Below are 16228 nucleotides of genomic sequence, written 5' to 3'. Positions count from 1 at the left end.
AGCATCTTCCACCTGAACGGGCGCGTATAAGGGGCGGCACTTTGCCACTCACCCCTCTTCCTTAACCTCAACAACCATGACTAAGAACCTGCTTTCTTCCCTGACTCTGGCCCTCGCGTTTTGTTGCGCTGCTTCCGTGGCCGAAGCGCAAACAACCAAAACCTCATCCGACGGCACCAAGACCAAGACCCAGGATGCCAGCGGCATGACCAAGGTGAAAAACGACGATAACGGCAACGTGAAAGTGAAGGGCAAATCGATGGATGGCGACAAAATGAAAGCCAAAACGATGCCCGTCGGTGAAATGAGCACGCAACCCGCGGGCTCCATGAGTGGCGGCACAACCAGCGGCTCGATGAGCGGCTCGGGCACGATGTCGGGCACCATGGACAACGGCACCACCAGCGGCACCACGACCACCCCGGCCGGCACCACCGGCACCATGAGTGGCTCGGGCACTACCACCGACATGAACTCGACGGGCACGATGGGTACCGGTACGACTACCACCACGCCGGCCGCGGGCACTACCGATATGAACTCGTCGGGCACCATGAGCACCACGCCCAGTTCTTCGCCCGGCACGATGACCACCACGCCTGCTCCCGCCGACGACATGCGCGTAGGCCGGCGCATGAAAGCCGGCAAAGGCGAGAAGAAAATGAAGACCAAGTCGGAAACCAAGATGTAAGGCTGTCGACGCATCCTTTCTGATGCTCACACCCTTGGCGGCGCCCCGTAGCACAACTTGCTGCGGGGCGCCGCGCTTTTTTTACCCCCATTCGCTGTCCAAACCAATGATTTTTTGGACCTTTAAGGCCGCATTTTCCCACCCTACTTGCTACACCCTATGAAACACTTCTTCGCCGCATTGCTGGTCGCCTTTCTCGGGCTGACCGCCGCTACGGCTCAAACGCTGCCACCCTCGCCGCCGGCGGGCTTGCAGGGCGTGGCGCTGCGCGACTGGCTGCGCCAAAACTGGTACGACGGCAAGCGCGTGGACCTGGGTTACGACCGTGCCCGCGGCAAGATGTACAACTACGTGGACGTGTTCAACGGCCAGCTGGTGTGCGTGTATTCGGGCTACTCGGTGCCCAAAACCATCGACTCGGTTTCGACCAGCACCGCCAACGTGGGCCGCATCAACTGCGAGCATAGCATTCCGCAGTCGTGGTTTAACGAAGTGAGCCGGATGCGCTCCGACATTCACCACCTCTACCCTACCTACGACACCTGGAACTCCAACCGCGGCAGTGACCCGTTCGGCGAAATTGCCGACAGCCAGACCCAGATCTGGATGCGCGGCACCGTGAGCCAGAGCACCATTCCGACGACCAACCTGCCCGAGTGGAGCGAGGATACGCCCAGCATGTTTGAGCCCCGCGAAGACCACAAAGGCAACCTGGCCCGCTCGGCGTTCTACTTCTACACCATGCACGCGGGCCAGAGCTTCGACCCCGGCAAGGATGTCATAACGGCCCTGGCCGACCTGAACACGCTCTACCAGTGGCACCTGGCCGACCCGGTGGACGCCCACGAGCGGGAGCGTAACCGCCGCGTGGCCAAGGCCCAAGGCAACTTCAACCCCTACATTGCCGATCCGTCGTTGGTAGCCCGCGCCTGGGGCTTTGCACCGGCTGGCCCCACGGTGGCTTTTGCGGCCAACTCCGGCACCATTGCCGAGGGCAACACCGGCACGACCAACTACACTTTCACGCTGAGCGTGAGCCCGACGCCGACCGCTCCGGGCACCGTGGAAGTTGCCGTCGATGCCAACAACTCCACCGCCACCCCTGGCACCGATTTCACCTTCGCCACCCAAACCGTGACCTTCGCCGCTGGCCAGGCCACCCAGACGGTGACCGTAGCCGTAACGGGTGACACCCAGCCCGAAGCCGACGAAACCGTGCGCCTGCTGATTCGCAACGCCGCTGGTAGCTTGGTGCTCGGCTCGCCCGCCACGCACGACCTGTTTATCACCAACGACGACGGTCCGGCCCCCACCATCAACTTCGTCAGCGGCACGGGCTCGTTGAACGAAGGCGACACCGGCACGAGCACCTACACCATCAACGTGGCCCTGAGCGGTTCGGCTCCGTCGGCCAACCTCACGGTACCCGTAACGGTGGTAGCCGCCGGCTCTACGGCCGATGCTGCTGACTACACCCTGGGCACCACGTCGCTCAGCTTCCAGGCTGGCCAGAGCCGCCAGAATGCTACGGTAACCATTACCGTAAACGGCGACACCAACATCGAGCCCAACGAAACCGTGCAGCTGCGCCTGGGCCAGCCCAGCGGCGGCGGCGCGGTGCTGGGCTCCCCGCAAGTGCACATGTTCACCATCACCAACGACGACCAGAACGCGGCCGGTGTGCCCTGCACCCGCCTGTTTTTCTCGGAATACGCCGAATCGGTGACGGGCAACACCAAAGTGCTCGAGCTCTACAACCCCTCGAACCAGCCGATTAACCTGACCGGCTACCGCATCGACCTGTTTGCCAACGGTGCCACCACGCCGAACTCGACGCTGGCCCTGACCGGCACCGTGGCCCCGCGCGACGTGTACGTGGTAGCCAACGCCGGCTCGGTACCGGCGGTACTGGCTCAGGCCGACAACACCGGTTCGCAGGTGACCTTCTTCAACGGCAACGACGCGGTGGCCCTGTTCGACGGCACCGACACGGTAGACGTTATCGGCGTAATCGGCCAGGACCCCGGCGCTACGACGGGCTGGACGGTTCCCGGCGGCTCGACGCTGAACAACACGCTGATTCGTCGCCCCACTGTGAGCCTCGGCCGCACCCACTGGGATGCTGCCACGGCCGCCGAATGGCTGCCCCAGGGCGGTGACGTGTTTACCGGCATCGGTCAGCACACCAACAGCTCGTGCATCGTGACCAGCACGAACCCGGCCCGCCCGGTAGCCACCGGCCTGCAAGTGTACCCGAACCCCGCTACCGGCCACGTGCTGGTGCAGGTGACCGGCCTGACCAGCCGCGAGTCGGCCCGCATTCAGCTGCTCGACGGCTTGGGTCGTCCGGTACGTCAGCACACCCAAACGCTGGGCGCTACCGACGTGGTTTCGCTGGATCTGCGCGGCTTGGCCGCTGGTCTGTACCAAGTGCTGGTGGAAGCCGGCAACACCCGCTACATCAGCCGCGTGGTGGTGCAACCATAATTCCCATCTGGCAGACTATCTGCTACTTACCGGCTCCGTTGCGCTGCAGCGGGGCCGGTTTGCGTTTGGTAAAGACCCAATAGGAGGTCGGATACGGCCTCTGGCGTGCTGGCAGTCGGCAAATCGCCGAACCTCCGCTTAACTTTGTGGTTGTCAACGACCCTGCTCCGTTGCTTGGCTGCACCTGCCCATTTTCTGCGTATGATAAACCGTTACTCATTCCGTTTGCTGGCGCTGTGGCTGTTGCTGCCGCTGTGGCCGGCCGCAGCGCAAACCACCGTTAAGAAAGTGGTGCTGCAGGGTTTCTGGTGGGACTACTACAACGACAATTACCGCTTTCAGTGGGCCGCCTACCTTACGGAGCTGGCCCCGCGCCTGAAAAGCATGGGCATCGACGCGGTCTGGATTCCGCCCACGCCCAAAAACAAGGACGCTACCAACGACGTGGGTTATTCGCCCTTCGACCACTACGACCTCGGCGACAAGTTTCAGAAGAAAGGCACCGGCACGCGCTTCGGCACCAAAGACGAGTTTCTGCGCATGGTGGCCGTGCTGCACGCCAACGGCATTGAGGTGGTGCAGGACGTGGTGTTGAACCATATCGACGGCGCCGGCGACCGGGACGGCAACGGCGGCTACGACCCCGATTCGTACTCGGTGCAGAGTAACGGCGGCTACAAGAACTTCCGCTACAGCTGCTTTGGCACGCCCGTGCCCGAAACCAGCGAAAACGGCCCCGAATACCTCAACCGCCAAGGCCGCTGGGTGAAGAACTATCCCAACTTTCACCCGCACCTGGGGCACAACACCACCTCCGGCGAAATGGCCGCGCCATACTTCGGCCCCGATTTCTGCTACGGCGACGACGGCGGCGGCGACGGCTACGGCCCCAGCTCCAACGCTACCTACAACCCCGCCCAAAGTGCGGGCTACACCCGCAACCAGGCTCGTAGCTGGGCCGTGTGGCTGAAAAAGCAAACCGGCGTCGACGGCTTCCGCTGGGACGCGGTAAAACACTTTTCCTACGCCGCGCAGCAGGACATCAGCTACAACCTGAAGTACAACGCCGGCTGGGCCTCGGCGGGCGAAACCATGTTCAACGTGGGCGAATACGTGGGCGAAGGCAGCACGCTCGACGACTACGTGAACGGGGTGAAAACCCAGAACAACGGAGCCGATTTCCTGATGGGCACCTTTGATTTTGGGCTGCGCAAGGCCATTCAGGGCATGGTGACGCAGAACCAGAGCGGCAGCTACTACCTGGGCGACATCGTGGGTGCTCAGCAAAATCAGCGCGTGGCCTACTACGCCGGCTCCAATACCTACGTGCACCGCACCGTACCCTTCGTGAACAACCACGACACGTTTCGGCCGCAGGTAGACGCTACCGGCAACTACATCGGCTGGAACACCGGCTCGGAGCTGCCCGGCTTCGGGCACATCGACCCGTTTGAGCCGCGCCTCTCGGCCGCTTACGCCGTGGCTTTTGCCGTAGATGGCAACCCGCAGGTGTTTTTCGAGGACCTGTTTAACGTGGGCGGCACCGGCAAACGCTGGAGCCACTTGCCCACCAGCACCACCGACCTGCCCGTGCGCGACGACCTGGTGAACCTGCTCTGGTGCCACCAAAACCTGCACTTCAAAGACGGTGCCTACAAGGTGCCTTATTCTTCGGCCGACCACCTCGTGATTGAGCGCAGCACCAAGGCCCTCATTGGCATCAACGACAACTGGAACACTTGGCAGAGCAACGACGTGGAAACCGACTTTGCCGTGAACACCCAGCTGAAAGATTACTCCGGCGCCAACGGCTCGGCCGTGCACACCGTGTACCTGGGCAACGACGGCAAGAAATACGTGAACGTGAACACGCCGCCCTGCAACGGCACCGCCCTGCAGGGCCGCCGCGGCTATTCGGTGTGGGCGCCGGTGGGCCAAGACAACAACGGCTTCGTGCCCGCCCGCTTTACGGCCACCACCCAGGAATGGGAAATGGCCGACGACCTGGGCGACCTGAACTGCCAGAGCCTGGGCCAGGGCGGCCGTTTGCCCGACAACTCGACCAACCGCCGCTTGGTGGGCAAAATCTATGCTCAGGCAGGTCAGCCGCTCACCTACGAGCTCTATCCCGAAGCCCCCAACACCGGCCGCAGCCTTACCATCGGCGTCTACGATTTGCAGGGCAACCTGCTCAGTTCGGCAGCCGGCGACGCGTCCGTCATCGGCACCTACACGCCCAGCACCACCGGCTGGCTGGTGCTGAAAGTGCGCAATACCGCCGCTACCTATGCCGGGCAGCGCTGCTTTGTGAAGGCCACGTACACCGCCCCGGCCGCCGTGGACACCCGCGCCACGCCCGCTACCACCCCACTGGCCATTTGGACCGGCAACAACAACTCGGCCGACGGCGCCGACTGCCGCAACTGGGAAAGCGGCGTGCTGCCTTCTGCTGGCGTCGATGTGCGTATACCAGCCGGCAGCACCTTCGCCCCCACGCTCGGCGGCTTGGTACTGGCCCGCAACCTCACTATTGAGCCCGGCGCTACTCTTTCGGTAGCGGCTGGCAGCACGCTGCGCCTCACCGGCAACTTCGTCAACCAAGGCGCCATTGCGGGCGGGGGCACGGTGGAAATGGCCGGCACCACTACCCAGACCATCGGCGGCACCGCCAGCAGCTTCGCCAACCTTACCATCAACAACCCCACCGACGTGACGTTGCTTGTGCCGACCACCGTTACGGGTACGCTCACGTTTAGCAACGGCCACCTCGTCCTCGGCGACCAAAACCTGACGCTAGCCGCCACCGCCACCGTAGCTGGGGCCGATGCCGGTCATTACATCGTTACGAAAGACCAGCCAGCCAGCAGCGGCTTCGTGGTGCGCACCGTTCCGGTCAGCAGCACGGCCATTGGCTTTCCGGTGGGCACCAGCGCCAGCTACACGCCGCTGAGCATCCGCAATACGGGCAGCACGGCCGATTTCCGGGTGCGCACCTTTAGCGGCCTGCTGGAGCGAGGTGCCAGCGGTGCGCCCTACGCCCAGCAGCACCAGTTCGTGAATCGTACTTGGGAAATCTCGCCCGCCGCGGCAACCAGCCCCGTGGCTGACGTGACGTTTCAGTGGAATGCCCCCGACGAAAACGCTGGTTTCCGCCGCATGACGGTGGCCACCTACCGCAACGATGGCAACGCCGCCAGTACCTGGCAACGGCTGAACACCGGGCCGGTTAGTGGCACCGGGCCATTTACGTTCACAGCCACGGCCATCAGCACGTTCTCCCAATTCGCCATCGGCAACGCCGTGAACCCGCTGCCCGTCAGCCTCACCGAGTTTACCGCCCGGCGCGTGAGCAGCCGCGTGGTGCTGACGTGGAGCACGGCAACGGAGGAAAACAATGCCCGCTTTGAGGTAGAAAAGTCGGCCGACGGGCGTACGTACCGCACAATTGGGCAAGTGGCGGGCCATGGCACCACCGCCGTCCGGCAGAGCTACCAATTCACCGACGCCGACGCGGCGCAGTCGGCCTACTATCGCCTGCGCCAAGTGGACGCCAACGGCCAGGCCACGCGCAGCGCTGCCGTGTTTGTGTCGGCCACGGGCGAGCAAGCAGCCCCGATGCTCTACCCCAACCCCACCACCGGCGACGTGACGCTGACCGGATGGCCCGCCGACGCGGCCGTGACGGTGGCTTTGCGCACGGCCCACGGCCACACGCTGGTTTCGCCATCGACCGCGTCGGTAGCGGAGGCCAATGCCCGCTTGAGCGCGGTTCTTCGCCGTGCCGGGGCCGGTGTGTACCTGTTGTCGGTAGAAAGCAATGGGCACCGTTACATGCTGAAAGTAGTGAAGCAGTGACCGATGCACCCTCAATCCGCACCCTGCGTGCCCGTCGGCGGGCGGGGGCTTTCCGGCCGCAGAACGTCACCCTGGCCAAGCCGCAAGTGCAGGAACTTCTGACGCTGCTGCACCGCTCCTTTAGCGTCAGGTTTCAGGACGGCGACCTGTTCGAGGGCATCACGCTTGCCCAACTGGAGCTGCTGGTGCTGCACAAAATGGCGGGCGAATGGACACCGGCGCCCACGCTTCGGCCCCTGTTCGAGGTGCTGCGCCGCGAAGTGGGCACTTGGCACCGCACCGGTGCCCCCGTCCGTCCCCGTACCGACCTTGGTATGTACCGGTCGTGGTGGGCTGGCTTGCGCCGGGTGCGCCGGCTAGAGCGGGCGCTTGGTGCCCCGGTACCGGCGCCGCTCGAAGCGCCCGGCTGGTCGCGCTGGTTTCCGCAGTTGAGTTTGTGCCTGTGGTTCGTTGGAATTGCCGCGCAGGACTACCTGGGCGAAGCGGCCACGATGTGGCTGAGCATTCTGGCCGGAGCGTTGCTGACGCTGCGTTTGGTGTTGCAATACCCGCGTTTGGGCTCGATGCGGCAATTGCTTGGGCACTTGCTCACCTTTCAACACCACGCGGTGCGGCAGCAGGTGCGGCCGGGCACGCTCAATCCGGCCGAAGTGCGGGCGGCGGTGCGCCACGTGGTGCAGCACGTGGCCGACACGCCGCAGGCCTTGCTGGCGCATGCCCGGCTCGTGCCACCCCCACACGAGCGGGCCTAACTCTCCAGCAAATCCTGGTATTGGGCGCGGTGGCGCTGCACGTAGGCTTGCACAAATGGGCACGAAGTGCGCACGCGCAGCTGCTCGTGGCGGGCCCATTCGAGGGCTTGTTTGGCGAGTTGGTCGCCTACGCCCTGCCCGCGCAGGCTTTCGTCGACGTAGGTGTGCTGGAAATCGACGACGCCGTTGGCGGGCCGGGCGTAGCTCAATTCAGCATCCTGGCCGACTACGGAAAAGGTTTGTTCGGCGGGTTCGTGGGCAATACGGAAATCCATAATCGGGCAAAGGTGAGGGGGCAAGATAACGGGCCGGGCACAACGACCGGACGGGACGTAACCTGCCATGTGTAGCCATTTTCGCGGGGCTTACGTAAAAATGCTTCCTTGCGCCGAGTACTCCCGCTTCCTTTTCCCCACAACCCGCCATGACTCTTTCCCCAACTCCATTCCCGACCGAGGCTGCGCCCCCCGGCGCAAATCCGGCTCCCGTTTTTGCCATGCCCGATGCGGCGGCGCTCGAAGAAATGGACCCCACTCCGCCCGCCCCTACGCCCAAACCGCGGTTTCTGTATTGGGAAACCATCGACCCGGTCAGCAACAGCCCCTACCCCCTTGACTAACGCCCGAAGCCGTTTTCGCTTCGTTTCAGCCTCCGACGAGTATGTCTAAGAAACCCAACCAGAACGACCAGAAACCCACCGCCGACCAGCAGCCGATGTCGGAGGAACAGCGCCGCCATCACGACGAGCTTTACAACTACAAGCGCGACGAAGAAGGCACGCTCGATACCTCCGCCATGCTCGACGAAGCCTCGTCGGGCATTCCCGACCAGCCTACCGCCGGCCCCGACCGCGACAACTCGGCCATGACCGACGACGGATACGGCGTGGGCGGTGCCCGGCAAGAGGAAATAGACGGCCTGGTGCAATAGCCACGAGCACCTCTAAGTCAGGCCCCGCTGCATGTTTATGCAGCAGGGCTTTTTGTTTGGGTAGCTGACCTTTCGACAGCTTGTTGAACCCGGCAACGGGCGAAACGCTGGAGCCAACAAGAATCTTTCGTAAAAAAATCAGCCCAATAAGTTGGTTTTATATTTCTATGACGTATGTTTGCGTCATACTTCATAAAACACCCATGACTTTCGCCAAGCTTTCCGAATTCACCGAGGCCCAGCAGCAGTTGGCGCGGGTATCCAAAGCCCTGAGCCACCCGGCCCGGGTGGCCATTATCGAGCTGCTGGCCGCGAAGAAAACCTGCATTTCGGGTGACATTGCCGCCGAGCTGCCCCTGAGCCGCACCACCGTGTCGCAGCACTTGCAGGAGCTGAAAGCCGCCGGCCTCATCCGCGGCAGCATCGATGGGCTGACCGTGTGCTACTGCCTCGACACCGAGCTACTGCAACGCCTGCAAACCCAATTCGCCGACTTTTTTGGGCAAGCCACCGCCGGCCTCGACTGCGCCTGCTAGCTCGCCGCTTTTTTCCGTTTCACCTAACCGACTGCTTCCCATGGAAACGCCTGTTTTCCCCCGCATGCACGTCTCGCTTTACGTGTCGGACCTGAACGCCACGGTGGCGTTCTACAACGCTTTTTTCGGCCAGCCCGCCGCCAAAATCCGGCGCGGCTACGCCAAGTACGTGCTCGACCAACCGTCGCTCATCATCTCGTTTGTTGAAAACCCGGCGCGGGTGCAAAGCCATTTCGGTCACCTCGGCTTTCAGGTGGAGACGGTAGCCGAGCTGAACGTACGCCTGGCAGCCGCCCGGGCTGCGGGTCTGGTGCAGCGCGAAGAAGTGGGCACCAGCTGCTGCTACGCTAAGCAGGACAAGTTTTGGGTAAACGACCCCGACGGCGTGGAATGGGAAGTGTATTACTTTCACGAAGACGCCGAGTTCAACGACCCGCGCTACGAGGCCGACTACCAGCAAACCAGTAATCAATGCTGCATTGCCCCAGCCGTCAGTGCGTTGGCCGCCGATACGCTAGTTACAGCCCCCATGGCCTTCACGCTAGCCGACACCAGCACCGTGGCCGAATGCGCCCCCAGTTGCAGCCCCGGCGGCGTGTGCTGCTAACCTATTGTGTGGCCCTTATTGCCCTTGTTCCATGACGATTCTTCCCCTTAGCGAAGCGCACTGGCCAGCGGTGCGCGCCATCTACGAAGCCGGAATTCGCACCGGAAATGCTACCCTTGAAACCCAGGCGCCCGAGTGGGCCGGCTGGCATGCGGCGCACCTGCCGCACAGCCGCTTGGTAGCCGCCGATGCGAGGGGGCAACTATTGGGTTGGGCGGCCCTGAGCCCGGTGTCGGGGCGGTGCGTATACGGCGGCGTGGCCGAGGTGAGCGTGTACATTGCACCCGAGGCCCAGGGCCAGGGCGTGGGCTTGGCTTTGCTGCAGGCCTTGGTGCAGGCATCGGAACAACACGGCATCTGGACGCTGCAAGCGGGCATCCTGCAGGAAAATACGGCCAGCCTGGCGCTGCATGCCAAAGCCGGTTTCCGCACTATTGGCTACCGGGAACGAATTGGGCAGCTACACGGCCAGTGGCGCACGGTAATGCTGCTGGAGCGTCGCAGCGCAGTGGTGGGAACCGAGCAACCGGCCGGTATTACCGCCTCGGCCAATGCCCGCTGAGCCCGCCCGGCCGGCGGCGGGCTGGCGGCCGGTGCTGCTGGCCGAGGCACTGGGCACCTTTATCCTGCTGTTTTGCGGCACCGGCGCCGTCGTCGTCAATGCGGTGGCGGGTGGTGTGGTGGGTCACGGCGGCATTGCAGCCACGTTTGGCTTGGTGGTGCTGAGCCTGATCTACGCCTTCGGCGACGTGTCGGGGGCACACCTGAACCCGGCCGTGACGCTGGCCTTTGCCGCCGCCGGGCGTATGCCCTTCCGGTGGGTGCTGCCCTACGCGGCGGCGCAAGCGGTAGGCGCCTTCGCCGCCAGCATCGCACTGCGGCTGCTGTTTCCGCTGAGTTCCACGCTGGGCGGTACGCGGCCTGCCGGCCCGGTTTTTCAGTCCTTCGGCATGGAGTTTTTGCTCACGCTGCTGCTCATGCTGGTCGTGCTGCGCGTGTCGGAAGGTGCCCGGGAGAAAGGGCTGACGGCGGGCATTGCCGTGGGCGCATTTGTGGGGCTGGAAGCACTTTTCGCGGGCCCCATTAGCGGCGCTTCCATGAACCCCATCCGCTCCCTGGCGCCGGCTGCCGTGGCCGGGCAATGGCAACACCTGTGGCTGTATGTGGTGGCGCCCACCCTGGGTGCCCTCGCGGCCGTGCCATTGGCGCGGGCCCTGCGCACCCCGTAAACCTTCAGTCGCAGCTACTTCTCACACCATGAGTTTGCCCAATGTACTGGTGCTGTGCACCGGCAATTCCTGCCGCAGCCAAATGCTGCACGGCTACCTCGCCCGCGAGCTGGCCGGCCGTGCACAGGTGTACAGCGCCGGGGTAGAAACGCACGGCCTGAACCCACGCGCCGTACAGGTGATGCGCGAAGACGGCGTCGACATCGGCCACCACCGCTCCACCCACGTCGACGAGTACGCCGACGTGCCGTTCGCCTACCTCATCAGCGTGTGCGACCACGCCCGCGAAACCTGCCCGGTGCTGCCGGGACTCGCCCACGCCCGCCGGCTGCACCGCAGCTTCGCCGACCCGGCCCGGGCCACGGGCTCCGAGGAGCAGGTATTGCACGCATTCCGGCAGGTGCGCGACGCGATAAAAGCGTACGCCCGCCACGTAGCGGCTTCGTATTTCGGCAACGATGTAATAACCGAAGCGTAATTTTCGGCGTTGTTTGCTTCACTCACCACCTGTAGCTTCCACCTTCGCCGGCTGCTTCGTATGCGCTTTCTTTCCTCGCTGCTGTTCGTGCTTTGGCTGACGCCGACAGCCTTGCACGCCCAAACCACGCCGCCCGCCCCGGCCGCGCCCGATACCACCCGCAAGTACGCCAACCCGGACGGGGTGCCGGCGGCAGTCAAAAAACCTTGGTACAAAGGCAAGCTCGTGCGGGCCACCATCGTGCCGGCCGTGCTCATTGGGTACGGCGCCAGCACCATCAACGGCAACGGCATCTACAGCAGCTACGACGCCCGGCGCGACATCCAACGCCAGTTTCCGAACTTCCACACCAAGGTCGACGACTACCTGATTTTTGCGCCTTATGCCGAGTTGGGTTTGGTGGCCCTGGCCGGCGTGGAGTCGCGCAGCGACCGGCTGAACACGCTGCTGGTGGTGGTGAAATCAGAGCTGATTTACGGGGCGCTGACCTACGCCATCAAGAACACCACCAAGGTGCTGCGGCCCGACGGCTCGACGCGCAATTCCTTCCCCTCGGGCCACACGGCGCAAGCGTTTTTGGCGGCCAGCATCGTGCACACCGAGTTTCGCGACCAAAGCCAGTGGTACGGCATCGGGGCCTACACCATTGCCACCGGCGTGGGGGCCCTGCGCATGCTCAACAACCGCCATTGGCAGTCCGATGTGGTAGCCGGTGCTGGCATTGGCATTCTGTCGGCGCACCTGGGCTACCTCTCGCACCGCAACCGGTGGGGCCGCAAGCCGCACCTGAAAGACGTAGGTTTTGCGCCCAGCTACTACGGCGGCGCTACGGGCTTCACGCTCACCTGGCGGCCGCAATAAGCGCAGCCGAAGCTCGACGGCAAGCAAAACCAGCGGCCCCGGCTGCCGCAAGCGCGGACGTAACCCCGGCTTCGGGCGCGTCGTTAGGCTATTCATTGGCTTTTCCGATTGCCTATGAATTTGACCGAATCGCGCCGGCAGTTTCTGCGGCAGGCCGGGCTGGGTGCCGCCGCTGCGGCCCTGGCTGGGCCGGCCGCAGCCGCTACGCTGGCCCAACCGCTTTCCGCAGCTATGCAACACGACGACAAGAAGAAACTCGGCTGGGCCATCGTGGGCCTGGGCAAGTTCGCCACCGAGCAAATCATGCCCAACTTCAAGGACTGCCAGCACTCCAAACTGGTGGCGCTGGTGAGCGGCTCGCCCGACAAGGCCAAAAAGCTGGCCCGGGAGTACGGCATCGAGGAGAAGAACCTCTACAACTACCAGAATTTCGACACCATTCGGGACAACCCGGCGGTGGATATCGTCTACATCATTCTGCCCAACGCCTTGCACGCCGAGTATACCGTGCGGGCCGCGCAGGCCGGCAAGCACGTGCTGTGCGAAAAGCCCATGGCCACGTCCGAAGAAGATTGCCAGAAGATGATTGATGCCAGCAAAAAGGCCGGCAAAAAACTGATGATTGCCTACCGTTGCCAGTACGAGCCCTTCAACCTGAACGCCATTGAGCGCATCAAAAAAGGTGAACTGGGCAAGCTGAAGGTGATTACCGCTGACCACGGCCGGCCCGTGAAGCCCACCGAAGATAAAGCCGACACCTGGCGCGTGGTGAAAAAGCTAGCCGGCGGCGGGTCGCTCATGGACATTGGCATCTACTCACTCAACGCCACGCGCTACCTCACCGGCGAAGAGCCCGTGGAAATAACGGCCCAGGAACACAGTGACAAATCCGACCCGCGCTTTAAGGAAGTGGAAGACACCATTGTGTTTACGCTGCGCTTTCCCAGCGGCGTGCTGGCCACCTGCACGTCGTCGTATAGCTACCAAGAAGTAAAGCGCGGGCGGGCTTTCGGCGACAAGGGCTGGCTCGACCTCGACCCCCTCTCCGACTACAACAAGCACACGATGAAAATCGGGACCGAGGAGGGCAAGCAGGAGCCGCAGCTCAAGGAAGGCAACCAGTTTGCGGCCGAAGTCGACCACATGTCGGAGTGCGTGATGCAGAACAAAACGCCCCGCACGCCCGGCGAAGAAGGGCAGCGCGACGTGCGCTACATCATGGCCATTTACGAAGCGGCGAAGAAGGGCAAGGCGGTGAAAGTGTAAGCCGCTGGTTCTGGCACAGTTTCTGAACCTATGCACCCGAGCAAAGCCTGCGCCCCTGCGCGGGCTTTTTGCTTCTACGCGTCTGATGCCCCGGCCCTTACCAGCGCCAGCCTAGCGAGAGGCCGCCGTAGTAGTTGCGGCCCGGCGCCGGCTGAAAGTAGCGGCCGCCGAAAGCATTCAGGTCGTTGCCGAGGCTGTAGCGCCGGTTGGTGGCGTTTTCGACGCCCGCGTACACGTCGGCTTCGAGGTGGCGCAGCAGCGTGCGGCGCCAGCCGGCGCGGGCCGCGAAGGTCCAGTAGCCGGCGGCGTAGTCGGTGTTGGCATCGTTGAGCGGCAGGCGGCTCTGGTGGCTGAGCGCGGGCCGGGCGTAGAGGCCAATGGGCAGGTTAAGGTCGAGGCCGGCGGAAAGCGTGTGCGGCGCGGCGCCGGTGAGCTGGTTGCCGCTGTAGTCGCGCAGCTGGCCCGCGGCATCGGCTTGCTGGTAGTCGGCAAAGCGGAAATGGTAGTAGGCGTAGCTGCTCCATAGGCGCAGGCCCGCACCCGTGGTGCGGTACCCCAAATCCATGTTGCGGGCTTGCTGCTCGGCTTCGGGAATCGACGCCCACTGCTGCCAAAGCCACAGCCCGGCAGCCGCCTCCAGCCCGCGCTGGCGAGTGGCGCCGGCATTGGAAAACAGTCCCGCGCCCCGCTCGGTGGTGCGCGTGACGATGGTGTTGCGCAGCCGAAAATCGAACACCGACACGTCGAAATCGAGGCGGGGCGCGAAGCCGTTGCTGAACGCCTGACCGCGTGCACCCAGCTCGTAGCTGGTGCCGCGCTCGGCCTGCAGGCCGGTATTGAGCGAGCCGTCGGAAGGGCGAATTTCCTCTTCCGAGGGCGGCGAGAAGCCCGTACTCACGCTGCCGTATACGGCGAGGTTGTCGCCGAACTCGCGCAGCAGCGCCACCCGCGGCGACACCTCGGGCCGGAAGTTGCGCTCCAGCTGGTAGCCCGCGGGCAGCGTGGCGTCGCTCACGCGGTTGATGCGGTAGCGCAGGCGGTTGTAGCTGGCGGCCACGGTCAGCAGCAGCTCGGCCGGCAGTTCGTAGTCGGCCTGCCCGAACACGAAGCCGGTGACGGTGCGAATCTCGTCGTCGTAGCGCAGGGGGCCGGGCGTGCCGGCGCGGTTCTGGTAGTTGCGGGCGTTTTCGAAGCTGGTTTGCAGCTCGCCGCCGGCCGCGAGGCGCAGCGTGCGGTCGGCCAGCGCCGTGCGGTAGCCAAACGCCGTGCGCCCGCCGCCGCCCACCTGTGTGTTGCGCTCATAATCGACCAGATACGGCGTGCGAATGACGCTGCCGGTGGTGTAGAGCGTGGTTTTGTTGGTGAAGCGCGGCGTGAAGCGGTACTCGTGCGTGAGGCCCAGCAGGGCCGTGCGCGAGGCGTAGAACGTGCGCTGCGCCACCGTGCCCGGACCGGCGGGCGTGCCGGGGCGGGCCTGCCGCGGGTTCTGCTCCAGCTGCGCCCGCGTGAGGCCGCCGGGCAGTTGGTAGTCGAGGTCGGTGTAGAGCAAATGCGCCGCTACCGTGCGCTTGGCGGAGGTTTGCAGCTCGCCGCCGAGGGCCAGCACCGTGCGCCGCAAGGCGCTTTGCTGGCGGTGGCCGCTCAGGGTTTGGTGGGCGAAGCTGGCGTAGGTTTGCTGCCGTTGGGTGGCGCTATTGTTCGTATTCAGCGCCTCGGCCGTGTAGCGCCGCAGCCCGTAGCTGCCCGCCGAGGCGCCGGCCCGCACCAACGAGCCGTCGGTAGCCAGCTGGCGCGTTTGCAGCAAGGCCACGCCGCCGGTGCCGGCGCCGTACAGGCTGCCGGCCGGTCCTTTGATGACCTCGATGCGCCCGAGCGTGACCGGGTCGAGGAGGTTGAGCGGGGTACTGCCGCTGGCCTCGGTGAACGGGATGTCGTGGTAGTACACCTTCACGTTACGCACGCCGAAGGGGGAGCGAAGCGTGCTGCCCCGGATGCTGAGGCGGTAGCTGGCGGTGGCGCGCTCCTCCAGCCGCACGCCGGGCAGTGTGTTTACGGCCTGCGTGAGCGAGGCTTCGCTGAACCGATTGACAACCCGGGCATCGAGTACGCCCACGGCGGCGGCAGTGCGGCGCAAAGGCAGGTTCTGGCCGTAGCCCACCACGGTGGCCTCGGGTAACGTAACGGATGCCGGCCGCGCGGTATCGGGTGGCGCGGCGGGCGTTTGGGCGCGGGCCACGGCACCAAACAAGCACAGCAGAAGTAAAGGCAGCCGGTACGCGTGACGCATGCAAGGAATGTGAAACCGTTGTCTTCCCAACGCGAAAGCCCCGCCCTAAGTTAGGACGGGGCTTTCCAGGAGGTACAGCCGTGGGGTGATGCGCGCCCCTGTGTGTTTGCCGAATAACCATTCACTCACCACAGGAACATCACTCGGTGCAGAAGCGCGCATCTGCCCAAGGCATGTAGTAGTGTACTTATTTCTAGAGGCTTGGGTTTTGAACAGTGGCTAGAAAATCTACGACTCTGCCCTGGCAAC

General features: G+C 64.1%; 15 protein-coding genes. 13 read left to right on the top strand and 2 right to left on the bottom strand.

The features are described 5' to 3' along the window. The first annotated feature begins 76 nt into the window (after positions 1–76). From F0P96_RS00625 to F0P96_RS00610, 4 genes are all read left to right on the top strand, one after another. Positions 77–691: a hypothetical protein gene (locus F0P96_RS00625; protein WP_151076820.1), complete on the top strand. Its 615-nt coding sequence runs from the start codon at positions 77–79 to the stop codon at positions 689–691. Positions 692–850: 159 nt separating this feature from the next. Continuing rightward, complete coding sequence (locus F0P96_RS00620) at positions 851–3178, top strand: endonuclease (protein ID WP_151076819.1); 2328 nt, start codon at positions 851–853, stop codon at positions 3176–3178. 201 nt (positions 3179–3379) lie between these two features. Continuing rightward, positions 3380–7033: an alpha-amylase family glycosyl hydrolase gene (locus tag F0P96_RS00615; protein WP_151076818.1), complete on the top strand. Its 3654-nt coding sequence runs from the start codon at positions 3380–3382 to the stop codon at positions 7031–7033. Then, entirely contained in the window at positions 7030–7785 is a 756-nt protein-coding gene (locus tag F0P96_RS00610) for a hypothetical protein (protein WP_151076817.1), read from the top strand. The genes F0P96_RS00615 and F0P96_RS00610 overlap by 4 nt, the downstream gene beginning before the upstream one ends. On the opposite strand, the gene F0P96_RS00605 is transcribed toward F0P96_RS00610, so the two are convergent. Continuing rightward, complete coding sequence (locus F0P96_RS00605; RefSeq protein ID WP_160620068.1) at positions 7782–8060, bottom strand: GNAT family N-acetyltransferase; 279 nt, start codon at positions 8058–8060, stop codon at positions 7782–7784. The genes F0P96_RS00610 and F0P96_RS00605 overlap by 4 nt on opposite strands. Before the next feature lie 149 nt (positions 8061–8209). On the opposite strand from F0P96_RS00605, the gene F0P96_RS00600 reads away from it, so the two are divergent. The 9 genes from F0P96_RS00600 (at position 8210) to F0P96_RS00560 (ending at position 13692) form a co-directional block, all read left to right on the top strand. Beyond that, positions 8210–8404, top strand: a complete 195-nt coding sequence (locus F0P96_RS00600; protein ID WP_151076815.1) for a hypothetical protein — start codon at positions 8210–8212, stop codon at positions 8402–8404. A 41-nt stretch (positions 8405–8445) separates the two neighbouring features. Next, positions 8446–8715 (top strand): hypothetical protein, encoded by a 270-nt coding sequence (locus tag F0P96_RS00595; RefSeq protein ID WP_151076814.1) that lies wholly within the window; start codon positions 8446–8448, stop codon positions 8713–8715. A 203-nt stretch (positions 8716–8918) separates the two neighbouring features. After that, positions 8919–9251: an ArsR/SmtB family transcription factor gene (locus F0P96_RS00590; RefSeq protein ID WP_151076813.1), complete on the top strand. Its 333-nt coding sequence runs from the start codon at positions 8919–8921 to the stop codon at positions 9249–9251. 40 nt (positions 9252–9291) lie between these two features. Next, positions 9292–9858, top strand: a complete 567-nt coding sequence (locus F0P96_RS00585) for an ArsI/CadI family heavy metal resistance metalloenzyme (RefSeq protein WP_151076812.1) — start codon at positions 9292–9294, stop codon at positions 9856–9858. Positions 9859–9889: 31 nt separating this feature from the next. Further along, positions 9890–10420 carry a GNAT family N-acetyltransferase gene (locus tag F0P96_RS00580; protein ID WP_151076811.1) on the top strand — a complete coding sequence of 177 codons (531 nt, stop codon included), beginning with the start codon at positions 9890–9892 and terminating at the stop codon, positions 10418–10420. Continuing rightward, positions 10410–11087: an aquaporin gene (locus tag F0P96_RS00575; RefSeq protein ID WP_151076810.1), complete on the top strand. Its 678-nt coding sequence runs from the start codon at positions 10410–10412 to the stop codon at positions 11085–11087. Before F0P96_RS00580 ends, F0P96_RS00575 begins: the two co-directional genes overlap by 11 nt. 28 nt (positions 11088–11115) lie before the next feature. Beyond that, a complete protein-coding gene (locus F0P96_RS00570) occupies positions 11116–11565 on the top strand; it encodes an arsenate reductase/protein-tyrosine-phosphatase family protein (protein WP_167291128.1) in 450 nt (149 codons plus the stop codon). 60 nt (positions 11566–11625) lie between these two features. Next, complete coding sequence (locus F0P96_RS00565) at positions 11626–12426, top strand: phosphatase PAP2 family protein (protein WP_151076809.1); 801 nt, start codon at positions 11626–11628, stop codon at positions 12424–12426. A gap of 114 nt (positions 12427–12540) precedes the next feature. Next, on the top strand, positions 12541–13692 hold the full coding sequence (locus F0P96_RS00560) for a Gfo/Idh/MocA family protein (RefSeq protein ID WP_167291125.1): 1152 nt from the start codon (positions 12541–12543) through the stop codon (positions 13690–13692). 97 nt (positions 13693–13789) lie between these two features. Here the strand turns inward: F0P96_RS00560 and F0P96_RS00555 are convergent, their stop codons facing one another. After that, positions 13790–15979, bottom strand: a complete 2190-nt coding sequence (locus F0P96_RS00555; protein WP_151076807.1) for a TonB-dependent receptor family protein — start codon at positions 15977–15979, stop codon at positions 13790–13792. Between the last annotated feature and the right edge of the window lie 249 nt (positions 15980–16228).

The organism is Hymenobacter busanensis (assembly GCF_008727865.1).
Classification (GTDB): domain Bacteria; phylum Bacteroidota; class Bacteroidia; order Cytophagales; family Hymenobacteraceae; genus Solirubrum; species Solirubrum busanense.
This window is presented reverse-complemented; position numbering and strand designations above follow the sequence as displayed.

Excerpts from the sequence above, each read along its gene's own strand:
- F0P96_RS00565 (WP_151076809.1), top strand. The coding sequence starts at position 11,626 with ATGCGCTTTCTTTCCTCGCTGCTGTTCGTGCTTTGGCTGACGCCGACA.
- F0P96_RS00605 (WP_160620068.1), bottom strand. The coding sequence starts at position 8,060 with ATGGATTTCCGTATTGCCCACGAACCCGCCGAACAAACCTTTTCCGTA.
- F0P96_RS00600 (WP_151076815.1), top strand. The coding sequence starts at position 8,210 with ATGACTCTTTCCCCAACTCCATTCCCGACCGAGGCTGCGCCCCCCGGC.
- F0P96_RS00590 (WP_151076813.1), top strand. The coding sequence starts at position 8,919 with ATGACTTTCGCCAAGCTTTCCGAATTCACCGAGGCCCAGCAGCAGTTG.
- F0P96_RS00615 (WP_151076818.1), top strand. The coding sequence starts at position 3,380 with ATGATAAACCGTTACTCATTCCGTTTGCTGGCGCTGTGGCTGTTGCTG.
- F0P96_RS00560 (WP_167291125.1), top strand. The coding sequence starts at position 12,541 with ATGAATTTGACCGAATCGCGCCGGCAGTTTCTGCGGCAGGCCGGGCTG.
- F0P96_RS00580 (WP_151076811.1), top strand. The coding sequence starts at position 9,890 with ATGACGATTCTTCCCCTTAGCGAAGCGCACTGGCCAGCGGTGCGCGCC.
- F0P96_RS00570 (WP_167291128.1), top strand. The coding sequence starts at position 11,116 with ATGAGTTTGCCCAATGTACTGGTGCTGTGCACCGGCAATTCCTGCCGC.
- F0P96_RS00625 (WP_151076820.1), top strand. The coding sequence starts at position 77 with ATGACTAAGAACCTGCTTTCTTCCCTGACTCTGGCCCTCGCGTTTTGT.
- F0P96_RS00620 (WP_151076819.1), top strand. The coding sequence starts at position 851 with ATGAAACACTTCTTCGCCGCATTGCTGGTCGCCTTTCTCGGGCTGACC.
- F0P96_RS00575 (WP_151076810.1), top strand. The coding sequence starts at position 10,410 with ATGCCCGCTGAGCCCGCCCGGCCGGCGGCGGGCTGGCGGCCGGTGCTG.
- F0P96_RS00595 (WP_151076814.1), top strand. The coding sequence starts at position 8,446 with ATGTCTAAGAAACCCAACCAGAACGACCAGAAACCCACCGCCGACCAG.
- F0P96_RS00585 (WP_151076812.1), top strand. The coding sequence starts at position 9,292 with ATGGAAACGCCTGTTTTCCCCCGCATGCACGTCTCGCTTTACGTGTCG.
- F0P96_RS00555 (WP_151076807.1), bottom strand. The coding sequence starts at position 15,979 with ATGCGTCACGCGTACCGGCTGCCTTTACTTCTGCTGTGCTTGTTTGGT.